Here is a 16,883-nt window from a genome sequence, read left to right on the forward strand (position 1 = left end):
ATCGGCCCGCCTCCCGCTGAAGATCTCCCCTCGGCGACGGCGGTCAATCCTTGAGCATGGTCACCCGAACGAGGGGTGTTGGCGGCAATACGGCCGCTCTCGAATGAGAGTTCGATAGCGTGCCGGGGAGCGTGAGCTGAGAACCCGAGCGGAACCAAGGGGGGTGCCTGGGACCATGGTGCGGCGCATCGACGTGACCGGCGCGGGCGGCGTGAACCTCGCGGCCTGGGAGTACGCCGACCCTCCCAAATCCAGGGAGGCCGAGCAGCCGCGGGGCGGCGTACTCCTGCTCCACGGGCTCATGGGACGCGCCTCGCACTGGGCGGGCACCGCCCGCTGGCTCGCCGAGCGACACCGCGCGGTCGCCATCGACCAGCGCGGCCACGGCCGCAGCGAGAAGCCCGCCGACGGCCCCTACACCCGCGAGGCCTACGTCGACGACGCCGAGGCCGCCCTGGAACAGCTCGCCCTCTCCCCCGCCGTGCTCATCGGCCACTCCATGGGCGCCCTCACCGCCTGGCAGCTGGCCGCGCGCCGCCCCGACCTCGTCCGGGGCCTGATCATCTGCGACATGCGGGCCTCCGCGCTCGGGGCGGCCTCGCAGCGGGAGTGGGAGGCCTGGTTCAAGTCCTGGCCGGTGCCGTTCGCGACGCTCGCGGACGTCCGCAAGTGGTTCGGCGAGGACGACCCCTGGGTGGAGCGGCCCAACCCCTCGCGGGGCGCCTTCTTCGCCGAGGTCATGGCCGAGGGGCCCGACGGCTGGCGGCCCGTCTTCGACCCCGCGCAGATGCTCAAGTCCCGCGAGACGTGGGTGTACGACGCGCACTGGGAGGAGCTCGTCCAGGTCCGCTGCCCCGCCCTCGTCGTCCGCGGGCTCGACGGGGAGCTGGGGCGGGCGGAGGCCCAGGAGATGGTGCGGGTGCTGCCGCGGGGGGCCTATGCGGAGGTTGCCGACGCGGGGCACCTTGTGCACTATGACCGGCCCGAGGGCTGGCGCGAAGCCATCGAGCCCTTCCTCGACCGGGTCCTCACGGACCCCTAGGCCCGGGCGCCCTCTTCCCACCCGCCCACCCGACACTGCCTGGCCTTTGCCGGGCGGGGCCCGGCGCGGGTGCCTGCCCCGGTGGCGGGGAGCGGTGCGGGTCGGTGGGTGGTGCCGCCGCTACCGCGGCGGGTTTCTCCCACCCTCCCACCCGACACTCCCCAGCCTTGCCCGGCAGGCCCCGACGCGAAGCGCTTGCCGGTGGCGCCCCCACGGGGGCCCAGGGCCGGGCGAGGGCGGGCGGCGGGACCGCCCCGGTGGCGCGAGGCCGGGGTGGGGTGCTGGGCAGCGGCCCCTTCGCTGCGGGCCCCTTGGCCGGGGTGGGGGCGGGCGGGTGGGACCGCCCTGGCGGCGCGCAGCGCGAGTCTCCTGGCCTGGGTGGGGCAGGCGAGTGGGACTGTCCCTGACGCGCGAGGCCGGGGTGAGGTGCTGGGCAGTGGCCCCTCCGCTGCGGGCCCCTTGGTCAAGGTGGGGGCGGGCGGGTGGGACCGCCCCGGCGGCGCGCAGCGCGGGCTCGGAGGGCTGCGTGTGGGCCCGGGGCGGCTGCGGCGCCGGGCCGGGGCTGGGCCTTGGGCCCAGGGCGGCTGCGGCACCGGGCCGGGGGCTGCTCGTGGGGCCACGGTGGCGCCGGGCCAGGGTGGCCCCTGGGGGGAAGGCGCGGTCAGGGGCTGAGGCGTTGGAGGGTCCAGGTGGTGGGGGTTCGGGTGTAGCGGAGGCGGTCGTGGAGGCGGTTGGTGCGGCCCTGCCAGAACTCGACCGTTTCGGGGCGGACGCGGAAGCCGCCCCAGTGCGGCGGCGCCGGGACCTGCTCGCCCTCGGGATAGCGCGCGGCCAAGTCCGCGTACGCCGCGTCCAGTTCGGCGCGCGTGGCGATCACCGTGGACTGCGCGCTGGCCCAGGCGCCCAGCTGGGAGCCGTGCGGGCGGCTGCGGAAGTAGCGGACGGTCTCCTCCCGCCCGGTCCGCTCCGCCACGCCCTCGACGATCACCTGACGCCCCATCGGATGCCAGGGGAAGAGCAGCGACACCCGCGCGTTGCCCGCGATGTCCCGGGCCTTGCGGGACTCGTAGTTGGTGAAGAAGACGAAGCCGCGCTCGTCGAAGCCCTTCAGGAGCACCGTGCGTGAGCTCGGCCGCCCCTCGGCGTCGACCGTGGACACGACCATCGCGTTCGGCTCGGCGAGGACACCGGCCGGGTCCGCCGCCTCCGCGGCCGCCTGCCGGAACCAGAGCTCGAACTGCTGGAACGGATCACCGGGGAAGTCGGCCTCCGCGATGCCGTCGGTGCGGTACTGCGCACGCATGGCGGCCAGGTCTACGGCTGCTGCGGACTCGGAGGCGGTGGCGCGGGACTCGGTCACGCGGTCATCTTGCCGTATACGAATGCCGGGGCACGAAGCGGCAGTCGGCGGGCGCGTGGCCCCCGCGCGCCCCTCCATGAGGTGATGTGTGGCACTGAGTGCCGCAGTCCATCGCGAAGGGTGGCACCAAGGGTTATCGTGCCGAAACCGTTTCGGTTGGGTGACCTCCGGCCGCGCGGGGCATCACCGGGTTACCCCAGAGCATCGCGAGGCCACTGGTCGCACGCCTCTGTCGTACACATCTCGTCCACATCATGAGGAGCCGCCTGATGTCCGACTTCGTACCCGGACTTGAAGGAGTCGTCGCGTTCGAGACGGAGATCGCCGAACCGGACAAGGAGGGCGGCGCCCTGCGCTACCGGGGCGTCGACATCGAGGACCTGGTCGGCGCCGTCTCCTTCGGCAACGTGTGGGGGCTGCTCGTCGACGGCGCGTTCGACCCGGGCCTGCCGCCCGCCGAGCCGTTCCCCATCCCCGTCCACTCCGGCGACATCCGCGTCGACGTGCAGTCCGCGCTCGCCATGCTCGCCCCCGTGTGGGGCCTGCGGCCGCTGCTCGACATCGACGAGGCGCAGGCCCGCGACGACCTCGCGCGGGCCGCCGTCATGGCCCTGTCGTACGTCGCGCAGTCCGCGCGCGGGCAGGGCCTGCCGATGGTGCCGCAGCGGGAGATCGACAAGGCCGAGACCGTCGTCGAGCGGTTCATGCGGCGCTGGCGCGGCGAGCCCGACCCGCGGCACGTCCAGGCCGTCGACGCGTACTGGACGTCCGCCGCCGAGCACGGCATGAACGCGTCCACGTTCACCGCGCGGGTCATCGCCTCCACCGGCGCCGACGTCGCGGCCGCGCTCTCCGGGGCCGTCGGGGCCATGTCCGGGCCGCTGCACGGCGGGGCGCCCTCCCGGGTGCTCGGCATGATCGAGGAGATCGAGCGCAGCGGGGACGCCGTGGCGTACGTGAAGCAGACGCTCGACCGGGGCGAGCGGCTCATGGGCTTCGGGCACCGGGTGTACCGGGCCGAGGACCCGCGGGCGCGGGTCCTCCGGCGGACCGCGCGGGAGCTGGGCGCGCCCCGCTTCGAGGTGGCCGAGGCGCTGGAGAAGGCGGCGCTCGACGAGCTGCACGCGCGGCGGCCCGACCGGGTGCTCGCCACGAACGTGGAGTTCTGGGCGGCGATCGTGCTCGACTTCGCGGAGGTGCCGGCGCACATGTTCACGTCGATGTTCACGTGTGCTCGTACGGCGGGGTGGTCGGCGCACATTCTTGAGCAGAAGCGGACGGGGCGGCTCGTGCGGCCGTCCGCCCGCTACGTGGGCCCTGCGGCCCGCGGCCCGCGTGACATCCCGGGGTACGCGGACATCTCGGGCTGAGGCCCTAACGGAGGGTTCCCCAAGCCCGCCCCTTCCCGCTTCCTGGGGGCTCCGCCCCCAGACCCCCGCTCCTCAAACGCCGGAGAGGCTGAAAGGTCTGCCGCAACCAGCGACAGTCCCAGCCCGTCCGGCGTTTGAGGACGAGGCGCGCAGCGCCGAAGAGCGGGGGCAGGGGGGCGCAGCCCCCGGATCGGGAAGGGGCGGGTCAGGGGCGCACCGCGAGGGATCAGCTCAGCGCTGACGCGACCAGGTGGCCCCACTGGTGGACCACCCGGTCACGGCGGGTCGCGTCGTCCGTGAGGAGGTTGGCGAGGCCGAGGCCGCGGGCCATGTCGAGGAGGCCCTGGACGGTTTCGCGGGCGCCGGGGCGGGACTCGTCGACGGCGAGGAGCTCGACGGCTATGCGATGGGTCTCGCGGCCGACGCGGGCCTCCAACTCGGCGACGCGCGGCCCCAGTTGCGGCTCGTTGGCGGCGGCCACCCACAGCTGGAGGGCGGCGCGGAACAGCGGCCCGGTGTAGAGGTCGACGAGGGCCCGGACGACCGCGGCCCGGTCGGCGGCGCGGGCCCCCTCGGGGAAGAGGCCGCGCAGGGCGGCGGAGCGCTGCTCGGCGACGTACTCCACGGCGGCCGTGAAGAGGTCCTCGCGGGTCGGGAAGTGGTGCTGGGCCGCGCCCCGGGACACCCCGGCGTGCTCGGACACGACGGTGACCGTCGAGCCGGTCCAGCCGTGTTCGGCCAGACAGGCCACGGCCGCCTCCAGGAGCCGCCGCCGGGTGGCCCGGCTGCGGTCCTGCTTGGGCGAACGGTGGGCCTCCGTCACAGCACCCATGGGCGCTCCCGTCGTTCCAGGAACGCCGCCATGCCCTCCTGTGCCTCGGCCGAGCGGAAGCGGCGCGCGGACAGGGTGATGGCGGCGTCCGACTCCTCGTCGAATGCGGTCAGAACCTTAGCCGTGAGGAGTTCCTTGGTGTCGGCCAGCGCCCCGGGGGCCGCCTGGCGCAGGCCGTCGAGGACGGGCGCGAGGGCCGTGTCGACGTCGTCGTCGTACGCGGTGACCAGGCCGATCCTGGCCGCCTCCGCCGCGTCGAAGCGCTCGCCGGTGAGGAAGTAGCGCCCGGCGGCGCGGGCGTCGACGCGGGCCAGGAGCGGGATGGAGATCACGGCGGGGACGACCCCGACGCGCACCTCGGTCAGGGCGAAGGAGGCGGATCCGGCCGCTCCGCCGCCCGCGACCGCGATGTCGCAGGCGGCGACGAGGCCGAGGCCGCCCGCCCGCGCGTGTCCGGCCACCCGCGCCACCACGGGCTTGGGCAGGGTCAGGATCCGCCGCATCAGCGCCACGAACGCCGCCGGGTCTGGCGGCTGCCGCAGGTCCGCGCCGGAGCAGAACGTCGAGCCCGTGTGCGTGAGCACCACGGCTCGTACGCCGTCGTCCGCCCGGGTCCGCTCCAGGGCGGCCGTCAGCTCGGCGACCAGGTCGGCGGAGAGCGCGTTGCGGTGGGCGGGCGCGTCGAGGGTGAGGGTCACGACGCCCCGCTCGGGCTTCGACGCGGTCACCACGGTCATGGGCACTTCCCTTCCCACGGGGTGCGGGGTCAGTAGGACTTGGGCAGGCCCAGGGTCTGGTGCGAGACGTAGTTGAGGATCATCTCGCGGCTCACCGGGGCGATCCGGGCCACGCGGGACGCGACGATCAGCGAGGCCAGGCCGAACTCCGCCGTCAGGCCGTTCCCGCCGAGGGTGTGGACGGCCTGGTCGACGGCCTTCACACAGGCGTCGGCGGCGGCGAGCTTCGCCATGTTGGCGGCCTCGCCCGCCGCCACGTCGTCCCCGCCGTCGTACAGGAGCGCGGCCTTGCGGGTCATCAGGCCCGCGAGTTCGAGGTCGACGTGGACCTGGGCGAGCGGGTGGGCGATCGCCTGGTGCGCGCCGATGGGGGCCTTCCACACGGTGCGGTCCTTGGCGTACTCCACCGCGCGGGCGAGCGCGTAGCGGCCCATGCCGAGGGCGAACGCGGCCGTCATGATCCGTTCGGGGTTGAGGCCCGCGAAGAGCTGGAGGAGGCCCGCGTCCTCGTCGCCGACGAGCGCGTCGGCGGGCAGCCGTACGTCGTCGAGGACCAGCTCGAACTGCTTCTCCGCCGCCTTGAGTTCCATGGGGATGGCGCGCCGCTGGAAGCCCGGCGCGTCCCGGTCCACGATGAACAGGCACGGCTTGAGGCGGCCGGTGCGGGCGTCCTCGGTGCGGCCCACGATCAGCGTGGCGTCCGCGATGTCGACGCCCGAGATGAACACCTTGCGGCCGGTCAGGAGCCAGTCGCCGGTGCCGGGGTCCTTGCGGGCGGTCGTCGTGATGCGGTGGGAGTTGGAGCCCGCGTCCGGCTCGGTGATGCCGAACGCCATGGTGCGGCTGCCGTCGGCGAGGCCCGGGAGCCAGGCCCGCTTCTGCGCGTCGGTGCCGAAGCGGGCGATCACCGTGCCGCAGATCGCCGGGGACACCACCATCATGAGCAGCGGGCAGCCAGCCGCGCCCAACTCCTCCAGGACCAGGGAGAGTTCGGCGATGCCGCCGCCTCCGCCGCCGTACTCCTCGGGCAGGTTCACGCCGAGATAGCCCAGCTTGGCGGCGTCCGCCCACAGTTCGTCGGGGTGGGCGCCCTCGGTGACGACGCGGGTCAGGTAGTCGCGGCCGTAGCGGCGGCCGAGCGCGGCGACGGCGGTGCGCAGCGCGGTGTGTTCCTCGGTTTCCAGGACGGTGCTCATGCCGGTCATGCGGAGACTTCCTCCCGAGACGTGGGCTCTGCTTCCTGCTCCCGTACGACTTCCTTGACTACTTCCTGTACGACGGCCAGGAGCGCGCCCACCTCCACCTGTCGGCCGGGCTCCGCGTACAGCGCGGTCAGGGTGCCGGACGCGGGGGCGGTGACGCGGTGCTCCATCTTCATGGCCTCCAGCCAGATCAGCGGCTGCCCGGCGGTGACCTCGGCGCCCTCCGCGAGCCCCTCGGCAACCCGGACGACCGTGCCCGGCATGGGCGCGAGCAGCGAGCCGGGCTCCTGCCGGACGGTGGGCTCCGGGAGCAGGGGCAGCGCCACCAGGGCCACGTTGCCGACGTGGACCCGGCCGCTGTCGTCGTAACGCGAGACCGTGAACTCCCTGCGCACGCCGTCGACTTCGAGGGTGACCCGACCGGGGGTCACGTCGAGGACGCGGACGCCGTCCGCCAGGAGGCCGTCCCTGGTCCGCGTGTAGCGGACCTCGTGCTCGGCGCCTGCCGCGTCGCGGTACCGCTTGACCTGCGGCTGGGAGCGCAGGTTGCGCCAGCCGCCGAAGCGGGAGCGGCCGCAGGAGTCGGCCAGGGCGGCGGCCAGCGGGGCGTACCGGACCTCGGGGCCCGCGTCCGCCACGGTCAGCCCGGGCAGGTGCCGGTCGTAGAAGGAGGTGTCCATGCGCCCGGCGGTGAACTCGGGGTGGCGCAGCGAGCGGACGAGCAGCTCGCGGTTGGTGACGGGCCCGTGGACCACGGTCCGCTCCAGGGCGCCCGCCAGCTTGCGGAGGGCCTCGGCGCGCGTGGGCGCGTACGCGACGACCTTCGCGAGCATGGCGTCGTAGTGCACGCCGACCGTGTCGCCGTCCGCGTACCCGGTGTCCAGGCGCACCCCGTCGGGCACGGCCATGCGGTGCAGCGTGCCGGTCTGCGGGGCCCAGCCCGCCGCCGGGTCCTCCGCGTACAGGCGGGCCTCGACGGCGTGCCCGACGGGCCGGGGCGGGTGCGGCCCCGTCAAGGCGTGGCCCTCGGCGACGCGGAGCTGGAGCGCCACCAGGTCCAGGCCGCACACCTCCTCCGTCACCGGGTGCTCGACCTGGAGGCGGGTGTTCATCTCCAGGAAGTGCGGGGTGCCGTCGGCGGCGACGAGGAACTCGACGGTGCCCGCGCCCCGGTAGCCGACCTTGTGGGCGGCGCGCGTGGCCAGTGCGTGCAGGCGCTCGACGAGGGCGTCCGGCAGGCCCGGCGCCGGGGCCTCCTCGATGACCTTCTGGTGGCGGCGCTGGAGCGAGCAGTCGCGCGTCCCGAGCGGCCACACCGTGCCGTGCGCGTCGGCGACGAGCTGCACCTCCACGTGCCGCCCGCCCTCCACGTACGGCTCGACGAACACCTCGCCGTCGCCGAAGGCGCTCGCGGCCTCCGCCTGGGCCGCCGCCAACTCACCGGGCAGCGCGGCCAGTTCGCGTACGACGCGCATGCCGCGGCCGCCGCCGCCCGCCGCCGCCTTCACCAAGACGGGCAGGTCCGCCTCGGTCACGTCCGCCGGGGCCAGCGGCGCGAGCCCCATCAGCTCCTTCGCGCGGGTCTTGGAGGCCATGGCCTCGATGGCCTCCGGGGGCGGCCCGACCCAGGTGAGCCCCGCCCCGGCGACCTCGCGGGCGAACACGGCGTTCTCCGACAGGAAGCCGTAGCCGGGGTGGACCGCGTCGGCGCCCGTCGCCCGGGCCGCGGCCACGATCAGGTCGCCGCGCAGATAGGTCGCGGCCGGGGCCGCGCCGGGCAGGCGTACGGCCTCGTCGGCCTCGCGGACGTGCAGGGCGCCCGCGTCGGCGTCGGAGTACACGGCGACGGTGGCGATGCCCAGCTCCCGGCAGGTGCGGAAGACCCGGACGGCGATCTCACCCCGGTTGGCCACGAGCAGCTTGGTGATCACGGGTGACCGCCTCACATCCGGAAGACGCCGAAGCCGCCACGGGCGCCTTCGTAGGGGGCTGTGTGCAGGGCCGACAGGCAGATGCCGAGGACGGTGCGGGTGTCGCGCGGGTCGATCACGCCGTCGTCGTAGAGCCGCCCGGAGAGGAACATCGGCAGGGACTCCGCCTCGATCTGCTGCTCCACCATCGCGCGCAGGGCCGCGTCGGCCTCGTCGTCGTAGGGCTGCCCCTTCGCGGCGGCCGACTGCCGGGCGACGATGGACAGGACGCCCGCGAGCTGCTGCGGGCCCATGACGGCGGACTTGGCACTCGGCCAGGCGAAGAGGAAGCGGGGGTCGTAGGCGCGGCCGCACATGCCGTAGTGCCCGGCGCCGTACGAGGCGCCCACGAGCACCGAGAGGTGCGGGACCCGGCTGTTGCTCACCGCGTTGATCATCATCGAGCCGTGCTTGATGATGCCGCCCTGCTCGTACTCCTTGCCGACCATGTAGCCGGTGGTGTTGTGCAGGAACAGCAGCGGGATGTCGCGCTGGTTGGCGAGCTGGATGAACTGCGCGGCCTTCTGCGACTCCTCGCTGAACAGCACGCCCTGGGCGTTGGCGAGGATCCCGACCGGATAGCCGTGCAGGCGCGCCCAGCCGGTGGTGAGCGAGGCCCCGTACAGGGGCTTGAACTCGTCGAAGTCGGAGCCGTCGACGATCCGGGCGACGACCTCGCGCGGGTCGAAGGGGGTGCGCAGGTCGGCGGGGACGACGCCGAGGAGTTCGTCGGCGTCGTACTTCGGCGGCTCGGCGGGCGGCGGATCGGCGTACGCCTTGCGCCAGTTGAGGCGGGCGACGACGCGGCGGGCCTGGCGCAGCGCGTCGTGCTCGTCCTGCGCGAGGTGGTCGGCGAGGCCGGAGGCGCGGGCGTGCATCTCGGCGCCGCCGAGGGACTCGTCGTCGCTCTCCTCGCCGGTGGCCATCTTCACCAGGGGCGGCCCGCCGAGGAACACCTTCGCGCGCTCCTTGACCATGATCACGTGGTCGCACATGCCGGGGACGTAGGCGCCGCCCGCGGTGGAGTTGCCGAAGACGACGGCGACGGTCGGGACGCCCGCCGCCGAGGCCTGCGTGAGGTGTTTGAACAGGGCGCCGCCCGGGATGAAGATGTCCTTCTGCGAGGGCAGGTCGGCGCCGCCGGACTCCACGAGGTGGATCGAGGGCAGCCGGTTGGCGTGCCCGATCTCGTGGGCGCGGAAGGCCTTCTTCAGCGTCCAGGGGTTGCTGGCGCCGCCGCGCACGGTCGGGTCGTTGGCGGTGATGAGGCACTCGACGCCCTCGACGACGCCGATCCCGGTCACCATCGAGGCGCCGACGGGGTACTCGCTGCCCCAGGCCGCGAGCGGGGACAGCTCCAGGAAGGGCGTGTCCGGGTCGAGGAGCAGCTCGATCCGCTCCCGGGCGAGGAGCTTGCCGCGCCCCCGGTGCCGCCGGACGTACTTCTCGCCGCCGCCCTCCAGGGCCTTGGCCTGCTCGGCTTCGAGCTCGGCGAGCTTGGCGAGCATGGCCTCGCGGTGGGCGGCGTATTCGGGGCCCGCGGTGTCGAGCGCGGACGCGAGGACGGTCACAGGAGCTCCTCCGGTATGTCCAGGTACCGGGACCGCAGCCATTCGGCGAGGCCCTTGGCCTGGGGGTCGAAACGGGCCTGGGAGGCGACGCCCTCGCCGAGGATGCCGTGGACCGTGAAGTTGAGCGCGCGCAGGCGGGGCAGGAGGTGCCGGGTGACCTTCAGCGTCCGGCTCTCGGGGATCAGCTCCTGGAACTCCTCGACCGTGAGCCGGTGGGCCAGCCACCGCCACGCCTCGTCGGTGCGCGCCCACACCCCCACGTTCGCGTCCCCGCCCTTGTCGCCGCTGCGGGCGCCCGCCACGTACCCGAGCGGAACCCTGCGGGTCGGCCCGGCGGGCGCCAACGGCTCGGGCAGCGGCGGCGGTTCGGCGTCCACGAGGTCGCGGGTCCGGGCCGCCGCCGGGATGTCCACGCGCCGCCCGTCCGGGAGGACCGCCACGTGCCGTACGGAGCCCGCGGGCACGTACGCCGCCTCGAACACCCCGTACGGCGTGCCCGCGCCGGGCGGGGCCGTGACGTGGAAGCCCGGGTAGCTGCCGAGCGCGAGCTCCACCGCCGCGCTGGTGAGGGCGCGGCCCACGGCCGCCGCGTCGGGGTCGCGGACGACGAGCCGGAGCACGGCGCTCGCGCTCTCCTCGGTGGCGGCGTCGCGGTGGTCGGTGCGGGCGAGCTCCCAGCGCACCTCGGCCGGACGGGTCTTGGCGCCGCCGAGGGCGTCCTCGACCTGGGCGCGGACGAGGTCGGCCTTGGCGTCGACGTCGAGCCCGGTGAGTACGAACACGACCTCGTTGCGGTAGCCGCCCAGGCGGCTCAGGCCGACCTTGAGGTCGGGGGGCGGGGGTTCGCCGCGCACGCCGTCGACGCGGACGCGGTCGGGCCCGTCCTGGCGCAGCCGTACGGAGTCCAGGCGCGCGGTGACGTCGGGGCCCGCGTACCGGGCGCCGGAGGTCTCGTAGAGGAGCTGCGCGGTGACCGTGCCGACGTCCACGACGCCGCCGGTGCCGTCGTGCTTGGTGATGACGCAGGAGCCGTCCGCGTGGACCTCGGCGAGCGGGAAGCCGGGGCGGCGCAGCACGGCGGGGTCGTGCTCGGTGAAGAAGGCGTAGTTGCCGCCGGTCGCCTGGGTGCCGCACTCCAGGACGTGCCCGGCGACGACGGCGCCCGCGAGTTCGTCGTACGCGTCCGGGGCCCAGCCGAAGTGGGCGGCGGCGGGCCCGGTGACCAGGGCGGCGTCGGTGACCCGCCCCGTCACCACGACGTCGGCGCCCGCGCGCAGGGCCTCGGCGATGCCGAAGCCGCCGAGGTAGGCGTGGGCGGTGAGGGCGCCGGGGAAGCGGGCGCCCAGGTCGTCGCCCTCCACGTGCGCCACGCGTGTGGGCAGGCCGAAGCGGGCGGCGGCCGTGCGCAGGGCCCTGGCGAGCCCGGCCGGGTTCAGGCCGCCCGCGTTGGCGACGATGCGCACGCCCCGGTCGTGGGCCTCGCCCAGGCACTCCTCCAGCTGCTTCAGGAAGGTCTTGGCGTAGCCGAGGTCGGGGTCCTTGAGGCGGTCGCGGCCGAGGATGAGCATGGTCAGCTCGGCGAGGTAGTCGCCGGTGAGGACGTCGAGGGGGCCGCCGGTGAGCATCTCCCGCACGGCGTCGAAGCGGTCGCCGTAGAAGCCGGAGGCGTTGCCTATGCGCAGGGGCGCGGCCGGTGGCCGTCGCTCTTCGGCCGCCCGGCCTTCCGCACGGCCTTCCGCACGCCCGCCCGTCACCGGTCGGCCCCTTCCGGCGACCGCCCCGGTCCTGGCGGCCCCGCGAACGCCTGGGCGATGTCCAGCCAGCGGTCGGCGTCGGCGCCCTCGGCACGCAGGGCGAGGTCGGCGCGGTGGGCGCGCCGGGTGACCAGGAGGCAGAAGTCGAGCGCGGGCCCGGTGACGCGCTGGGCCGCCCCCTCGGGCCCGTACGTCCACAACGAGCCGTCGGGCGCGGTCAGTTCGACGCGGAACTCCTCGCCCGGGGCGTCGAGACCGCGCACGGCGTGGGCGTAGTCCCGCGCCCGCACCCCGATCCTGGCGACGTGCCGAAGGCGGGCCGTGGGGGCGCGGGTCGCGCCGAGCGCGTCGGCGACGTCCTGGCCGTGGGCCCAGGTCTCCATGATCCGCGCGGTGGCGACGGAGGCGGGCGCCATGGGCGGCCCGTACCAGGGGAGGCGGGCCCCGGCCGGGGCCGCGCGCAGGGCCCGCTGGAGCGCGTCGCGCCCGGCGCGCCAGTCCTTGAGGAGCACGGCGGGCGGCTGGGCCGCGCCCTCGCGGGCACCGTCGTCGACGAAGGTGTCCGGCGCCTCCAGCGCGGCGGCGGCCTCCACGGCGAACGCGTCGGGGTCGGTCGCGGCCAGCAGCGCGGCCCGGTCGGTCCAGGCGAGGTGCGCGATCTGGTGGGCGACGGTCCAGCCGGGCGCGGGCGTGGGCAGGGCCCACCGCTCGGGCTCCAAGTCACCGACGAGGCGGTCGAGTTCGTCGCTTTCGTCGCGCAGATCGTCGAGTACGCCGATGACGGCGCGGGCGTCGGACACGGTGCGCTCCCCTCAGGGCACGGCGGTGTGCCCTGGGAGCATGGCAGCGCCCGAAGAAACAATCAAGCGCGCTTGGTTATTTACGGTCGAGGCGGGGTGCTTTCTGGCCGGGAGCCCGGCTCACGACGCGATGAGGCGACTGGTGAAGCCGTCATGAATGAGGGATTCGTACGCCGCACGCACGGCGTCCGGTACGTCCTGCTCGACGGCGAAGCCGAGCCTGGGGTACTCGATGACCCGTTGCAGGTCCCCGACCAGCATGTCCAAGACGAGGTTCTCGTCTCCGATGCTCTTGAGGTAGTCGTCAAGCTCCAGCGGTTCCGACGCGCACGTGAGCTCCACTTCGGGCCACACCTTGCGGGCGGTGGCGAAGGAGCGCCGCTCCATGTACGGCTTGGAGACCAGCAGCACCGACCTCGGGGTGATACCGGCGGCTGCCAGGACATCGCGCGAATAGGAGATGTTCTGGCCGGTGTTGGCGGCTTTCGGCTCCAGCAGGATGGCCCCCGCCGGGACGCCCAGTTCGATGGCGTGCTCGCGGAAGTGCACGGCCTCGCCCCGCGGGAAGACCTCGGCCGTGGTGGGGCTGTTGCCGCCGGTGAACACGAGTGTCCGAAAGAGCCCGGCCGCGTACAACCGCGCGCTGTGGGCGGCTACTCCGAGGTCGTGGCTGCCCAGTCCGATCGCCACGTCGACGGGCTGGAGCGGGTGGCGCATCTGGTGGTAGTCCCAGATCAGCCCGGCATGGGTCCGCTGGTCGTCGGTGATGGCCCGCTGGTCGTTGCGCACGCGTCGTCTCCCTGGTCACCGTCGGCGGAGGCCGGGCGGCCCCTCGCTCGTGGTCCTGATGTCCTCGATGCAGCGCAGTTGGTGTACGAGTCCGAATCGCGCGGCGTTCCTGGCGGCAAGGTCGAGGACGAGGAGCCCATCATCCCGGGTCGCCATGTCGGAGAGCAGGATGTGCCCATGAGCCGTGTCCAGCCGTACGCACTGCAAAGGTGAGTGGGCCGTACCACTGCCGCGGGCGATGTCGATGAGCGCCAGGGCTTGTGTCAGGTCACCTGCGCCGCGGCGGGCCAGGGCGAGTTTCTGGTGGGACACCGCCCAGTCCTCCGGCTCGGTGAGGTCCTCGAACTCGCGGGTCGCCACCTGCATGACACGGGTCGCGTAGTCGTGGTCGCCGCCCTTGCTGAGCGCGGTCCCCACCCACAGCCGTGCCCTCGCCCGGTCACGGCGGGAGAGCCGGTCGTCCCTGGTGAGGCTTTCGTACTGACGGGCCGCGCCCTCCAGCTCGCCGGTCATCTCCGCGACGACCGCCAGAGACAGGTCCAGCTGTGCGACGCGGCGCGGGATGTCGAGCTGGACGAAGACCTGGCGGGCCGTGGCGTAGGAGTGCTGGGCCGACAACGGGCCGAGCACGGCACCCTGGTCACGCTGGAGGTCGCCGAGCAAGGCGGTGGAGCGGGCGAACAGATACAGGCCCTCATCGTCCAGTTCCTGCGGGGCGAACCGGTGCAACCAGCGGGTGAGCAGGTTGTCGGCGAAGGCGAAGTGCTGCGTCGACAGCGCGGCGACGGTACGGTCCAGGTCGTCGGTCCACGACTCGTACTCCCAAGCTCTGGGGCAGGTCGGGACGAGGCGCCGCCCGCTCGCCGACGGCGCGACTCCGGCCTCCGAGAGGCGCGCCTCGAAGCGCAGATGGGCCGCCGAGTCCGCGCGTGCGAGTGCGGTGTCGAGGATGGCCTGGGTGTCGGGTCTCGGCTCGGTGTCGACAAGGTGCTTCTCCCACTTGGAGACGGTCGCGACCGCCAGGCCGAGGTGTTGGGCGAACACCCGCACGCTCATGCGCAGGGCAAGACGCAGCGCCCTCGCCTCCAGGCCGGTCCAATGGTGCACGGTCGCCACGCGTCGCTCCCTTTGCCACGCCTTTCCGGCCATCGAAGCACGCACTCGGCAGCCGACGGGACAGAAGTGGAACGCAAGTGGAACGACGGTCGATTTCACGTCGGCCGGGAGCACGGCACGCTCTGAGTGCCCCTACTTCCCCACCCTTTGGACGGTTACGAGCATGGCATCAGTCACGGAGCTCCGCCCGGTCGACGGCCCCGTCGTGTACGGCTTCCTGAGGCTGATCCGGGTCCCCGAGGCCAGGCAGGACGCGCTGCTCGGTTCGCTCGCCGAGTACTGTCGCCGACACGAACTTCGGCTTTCCGGCACCTTCGCCGACCGCGCTGACGCGGGGGCCGTGACCCCGGCGTTCACCGGGCTCCTGGACGCGTTGTCGGCCCCTGGCGCGTATGGCGTCGTCCTCCCCGCCTTCTCCCACTTGGGGCCGAAAGCAATAGCGACGAAGCGCCGCAGAGGCATCGACGCGGCAGGTGTGCGGCTCCTTCTGGTCCGTGACACCCGTCCGTCCTCCTCCAGACGCGCGACAGCGAGGCCTTGGGACGAGCCCTCCCGCTGTCGGACCCGGAAGCCCACCCGTGTGCCGGATGCCGAGACATGAAGGCGACCATGCCTGACCCTACGCAGCAGTTCTTCACAGCACGGCCTGAATCCGTGCGAGCGGCGCGGGACTTCACCACCCGCACCCTCACCGCCCGGGAACTCGACGTCCGGACCGAGGACATCCGCCTCTGCGTTTCCGAGCTGGCCTCCAACGCGGTCACCCATGGCACGACTCCCGGGCACGGTTTCCTCGTGAGGATCGTCATCGATGACGACGTCGTACGCCTGGAGGTCCACGACAGCCGCAGCAAGCATCCGGTTCCCGGGGAGCCCGCCGACACGGACGTGACCGGACGCGGCCTGCTGATCGTCGCTGCCCTGTCCGACGACTGGGGCGTCACCACCCGCGAACCGTTAGGGAAGATCGTTTGGTCATGCTTCAAGGTCGGGCGCAACGCCGGATCTCCGCGCTGAGCCGCAGATGACCCGCGGGCAGCAGCGCTAGAGGGCAGGGGGCGTGTCGCCCGGCGTGGGTTCGGCAGGGCCGGGGTCGGGGCTCGGGACCGGGCGGATCTCGTAGTGCAGGGTGGTGTCCCGGCGGAGTTTGTGCCACAGCGGTACGAGCACGCCCTGCTGCACGGGGTACTTGCGGGCGATGAGGCGGGCGGCGCGCGCGTCCTCGCCGGTGCCGTGTTCGAGGCGCCGCACCCGGGCCGCGATCCCGGGCCCGGTGGGCTTGCCGCGCAGCGTCGAGGGCGCGATCTCCACCCGCGGATCCCGGCGCAGCCGCTTGACCTTGCCCGCTCTGCCGAAGGTGCGGAAGTACGCGTGGTCGCCGTCGACCGCGAAGTGGACCGGGGTGCCGACGCCGGTGCCGTCCTTCTTGTGGCTGGTCAGCAGGACCGCCTGCTGCTTCTCGAACCGGGCGAGCTCCGGGCTCGCCGGACGCGCGGGATTCGGCTTCATCCCTCCATACAGGCACGGGCGGCCCGGTCTGTCACCCCCGCTGCCGCCCCGCCGCGCGCTCGCGCTGCTCGACCAGGGCGTCGAGTCCGTCCAGGATCCGCTGGAGGCCGAACTCGAAGTGGTCGAAGTCCGGGCCGAACGTGTCGTCGGAGAGTCCGGCGACCAGCGGATAGCTGCCGCTGGCCATGATCCGGCCGAGCACGGGCCCCTGCTTCTCCCAGAAGGCCTCCTCGGAGAGCCCGGCGGCGTCGGCCTCCACCGACTGGGTCTGCATGCGCGCCACCCCGGTGACGTACCCCTCGACGAGGATCAGGACCGAGATCAGCTCCGGGTCCCGCAGGCCCATGGGCTTGATGCGGGACAGGACCTTCTCCAGGCCGCCGACGGCGCTCGGGCCGAGCACCGGCCGCGCCTGGTTGACCTGGAGCAGCCAGGGGTGCGCGCGGTGGCGCTCCAGGACCTCGCGGGCGTACGCCTCGACGCCCGCGCGCCAGCCGCCGGTGAAGGTGTCCTCGTCGTCGGTGGGCGCCTGGACGTGGTTGAGCATCAGGTCGAGCAGTTCGGCCTTGCCCGGCAGATAGCGGTACAGCGACATCGTGCCGGTGCCCAGCTCCTGCGAGAGGCGGCGCATCGAGACGGCCGCGATGCCCTCCGCGTCGGCGAGGGCGACCGCGGCGGTGACGATCCGCTCCAGGGTCAGGGCCGGTTTGGGGCCGCGCGTGCGGCGCTCGCCGTCGCCCCAGAGCAGTTCGAGGCTGCGGGTGATGTCGCCGCTGCCGCTGGTCTCCGTGGTCGTCATGGATCTCACGATAAGCCCTTGGACGAAAACTG

The 16,883-nt window shown here is 73.7% G+C and carries 16 protein-coding genes; 4 read left to right on the plus strand and 12 right to left on the minus strand.

Annotated features, from left to right (window positions below):
• Nucleotides 1–175: 175 nt before the first annotated feature.
• Nucleotides 176–1,042, plus strand: a complete 867-nt coding sequence (locus tag ACIG3E_RS14260; protein ID WP_399615409.1) for an alpha/beta fold hydrolase — start codon at nucleotides 176–178, stop codon at nucleotides 1,040–1,042.
• A 661-nt stretch (nucleotides 1,043–1,703) separates the two neighbouring features.
• Here the strand turns inward: ACIG3E_RS14260 and pdxH are convergent.
• Complete coding sequence (gene pdxH, locus ACIG3E_RS14265; protein WP_399615812.1) at nucleotides 1,704–2,345, minus strand: pyridoxamine 5'-phosphate oxidase; 642 nt, start codon at nucleotides 2,343–2,345, stop codon at nucleotides 1,704–1,706.
• 326 nt (nucleotides 2,346–2,671) lie between these two features.
• On the opposite strand from pdxH, the gene ACIG3E_RS14270 reads away from it, so the two are divergent.
• Nucleotides 2,672–3,772: a citrate synthase 2 gene (locus tag ACIG3E_RS14270; RefSeq protein ID WP_399615411.1), complete on the plus strand. Its 1,101-nt coding sequence runs from the start codon at nucleotides 2,672–2,674 to the stop codon at nucleotides 3,770–3,772.
• A 226-nt stretch (nucleotides 3,773–3,998) separates the two neighbouring features.
• Here the strand turns inward: ACIG3E_RS14270 and ACIG3E_RS14275 are convergent, their stop codons facing one another.
• From ACIG3E_RS14275 to ACIG3E_RS14315, 9 genes are all read right to left on the minus strand, one after another.
• Entirely contained in the window at nucleotides 3,999–4,604 is a 606-nt protein-coding gene (locus tag ACIG3E_RS14275; RefSeq protein ID WP_399615413.1) for a TetR/AcrR family transcriptional regulator, read from the minus strand.
• The gene (locus ACIG3E_RS14280; RefSeq protein WP_399615415.1) at nucleotides 4,592–5,341 is read right to left on the minus strand and encodes an enoyl-CoA hydratase family protein; all 750 of its coding nucleotides are present in this window, start codon (nucleotides 5,339–5,341) and stop codon (nucleotides 4,592–4,594) included. Before ACIG3E_RS14280 ends, ACIG3E_RS14275 begins: the two co-directional genes overlap by 13 nt.
• 29 nt (nucleotides 5,342–5,370) lie before the next feature.
• Entirely contained in the window at nucleotides 5,371–6,537 is a 1,167-nt protein-coding gene (locus ACIG3E_RS14285) for an acyl-CoA dehydrogenase family protein (RefSeq protein WP_399615814.1), read from the minus strand.
• Between the two features lie 5 nt (nucleotides 6,538–6,542).
• Nucleotides 6,543–8,474, minus strand: a complete 1,932-nt coding sequence (locus ACIG3E_RS14290; protein ID WP_399615417.1) for an acetyl/propionyl/methylcrotonyl-CoA carboxylase subunit alpha — start codon at nucleotides 8,472–8,474, stop codon at nucleotides 6,543–6,545.
• A gap of 11 nt (nucleotides 8,475–8,485) precedes the next feature.
• Nucleotides 8,486–10,084 (minus strand): acyl-CoA carboxylase subunit beta, encoded by a 1,599-nt coding sequence (locus ACIG3E_RS14295; protein ID WP_399615419.1) that lies wholly within the window; start codon nucleotides 10,082–10,084, stop codon nucleotides 8,486–8,488.
• The gene (locus tag ACIG3E_RS14300) at nucleotides 10,081–11,766 is read right to left on the minus strand and encodes an acyclic terpene utilization AtuA family protein (protein WP_399615816.1); all 1,686 of its coding nucleotides are present in this window, start codon (nucleotides 11,764–11,766) and stop codon (nucleotides 10,081–10,083) included. The genes ACIG3E_RS14295 and ACIG3E_RS14300 overlap by 4 nt, the downstream gene beginning before the upstream one ends.
• A 68-nt stretch (nucleotides 11,767–11,834) precedes the next feature.
• Complete coding sequence (locus tag ACIG3E_RS14305) at nucleotides 11,835–12,638, minus strand: TIGR03084 family metal-binding protein (RefSeq protein WP_399615421.1); 804 nt, start codon at nucleotides 12,636–12,638, stop codon at nucleotides 11,835–11,837.
• Nucleotides 12,639–12,758: 120 nt separating this feature from the next.
• Nucleotides 12,759–13,427: a YdcF family protein gene (locus ACIG3E_RS14310; RefSeq protein WP_399615423.1), complete on the minus strand. Its 669-nt coding sequence runs from the start codon at nucleotides 13,425–13,427 to the stop codon at nucleotides 12,759–12,761.
• A gap of 15 nt (nucleotides 13,428–13,442) precedes the next feature.
• Nucleotides 13,443–14,543, minus strand: coding sequence for a helix-turn-helix domain-containing protein (locus ACIG3E_RS14315; protein ID WP_399615425.1), 1,101 nt, complete (start codon nucleotides 14,541–14,543; stop codon nucleotides 13,443–13,445).
• A 163-nt stretch (nucleotides 14,544–14,706) separates the two neighbouring features.
• On the opposite strand from ACIG3E_RS14315, the gene ACIG3E_RS14320 reads away from it, so the two are divergent.
• Nucleotides 14,707–15,144 carry a hypothetical protein gene (locus tag ACIG3E_RS14320; protein ID WP_399615427.1) on the plus strand — a complete coding sequence of 146 codons (438 nt, stop codon included), beginning with the start codon at nucleotides 14,707–14,709 and terminating at the stop codon, nucleotides 15,142–15,144.
• Entirely contained in the window at nucleotides 15,141–15,560 is a 420-nt protein-coding gene (locus tag ACIG3E_RS14325) for an ATP-binding protein (protein ID WP_399615429.1), read from the plus strand. The genes ACIG3E_RS14320 and ACIG3E_RS14325 overlap by 4 nt, the downstream gene beginning before the upstream one ends.
• 27 nt (nucleotides 15,561–15,587) lie before the next feature.
• Here the strand turns inward: ACIG3E_RS14325 and ACIG3E_RS14330 are convergent, their stop codons facing one another.
• Nucleotides 15,588–16,052, minus strand: a complete 465-nt coding sequence (locus tag ACIG3E_RS14330) for a PPOX class F420-dependent oxidoreductase (RefSeq protein ID WP_399615431.1) — start codon at nucleotides 16,050–16,052, stop codon at nucleotides 15,588–15,590.
• Between the two features lie 31 nt (nucleotides 16,053–16,083).
• Nucleotides 16,084–16,851 (minus strand): TetR/AcrR family transcriptional regulator, encoded by a 768-nt coding sequence (locus ACIG3E_RS14335; RefSeq protein ID WP_399615433.1) that lies wholly within the window; start codon nucleotides 16,849–16,851, stop codon nucleotides 16,084–16,086.
• Nucleotides 16,852–16,883: the final 32 nt, after the last annotated feature.

This window comes from Streptomyces sp. NPDC053474, from assembly GCF_044544845.1.
GTDB lineage: Bacteria > Actinomycetota > Actinomycetes > Streptomycetales > Streptomycetaceae > Streptomyces.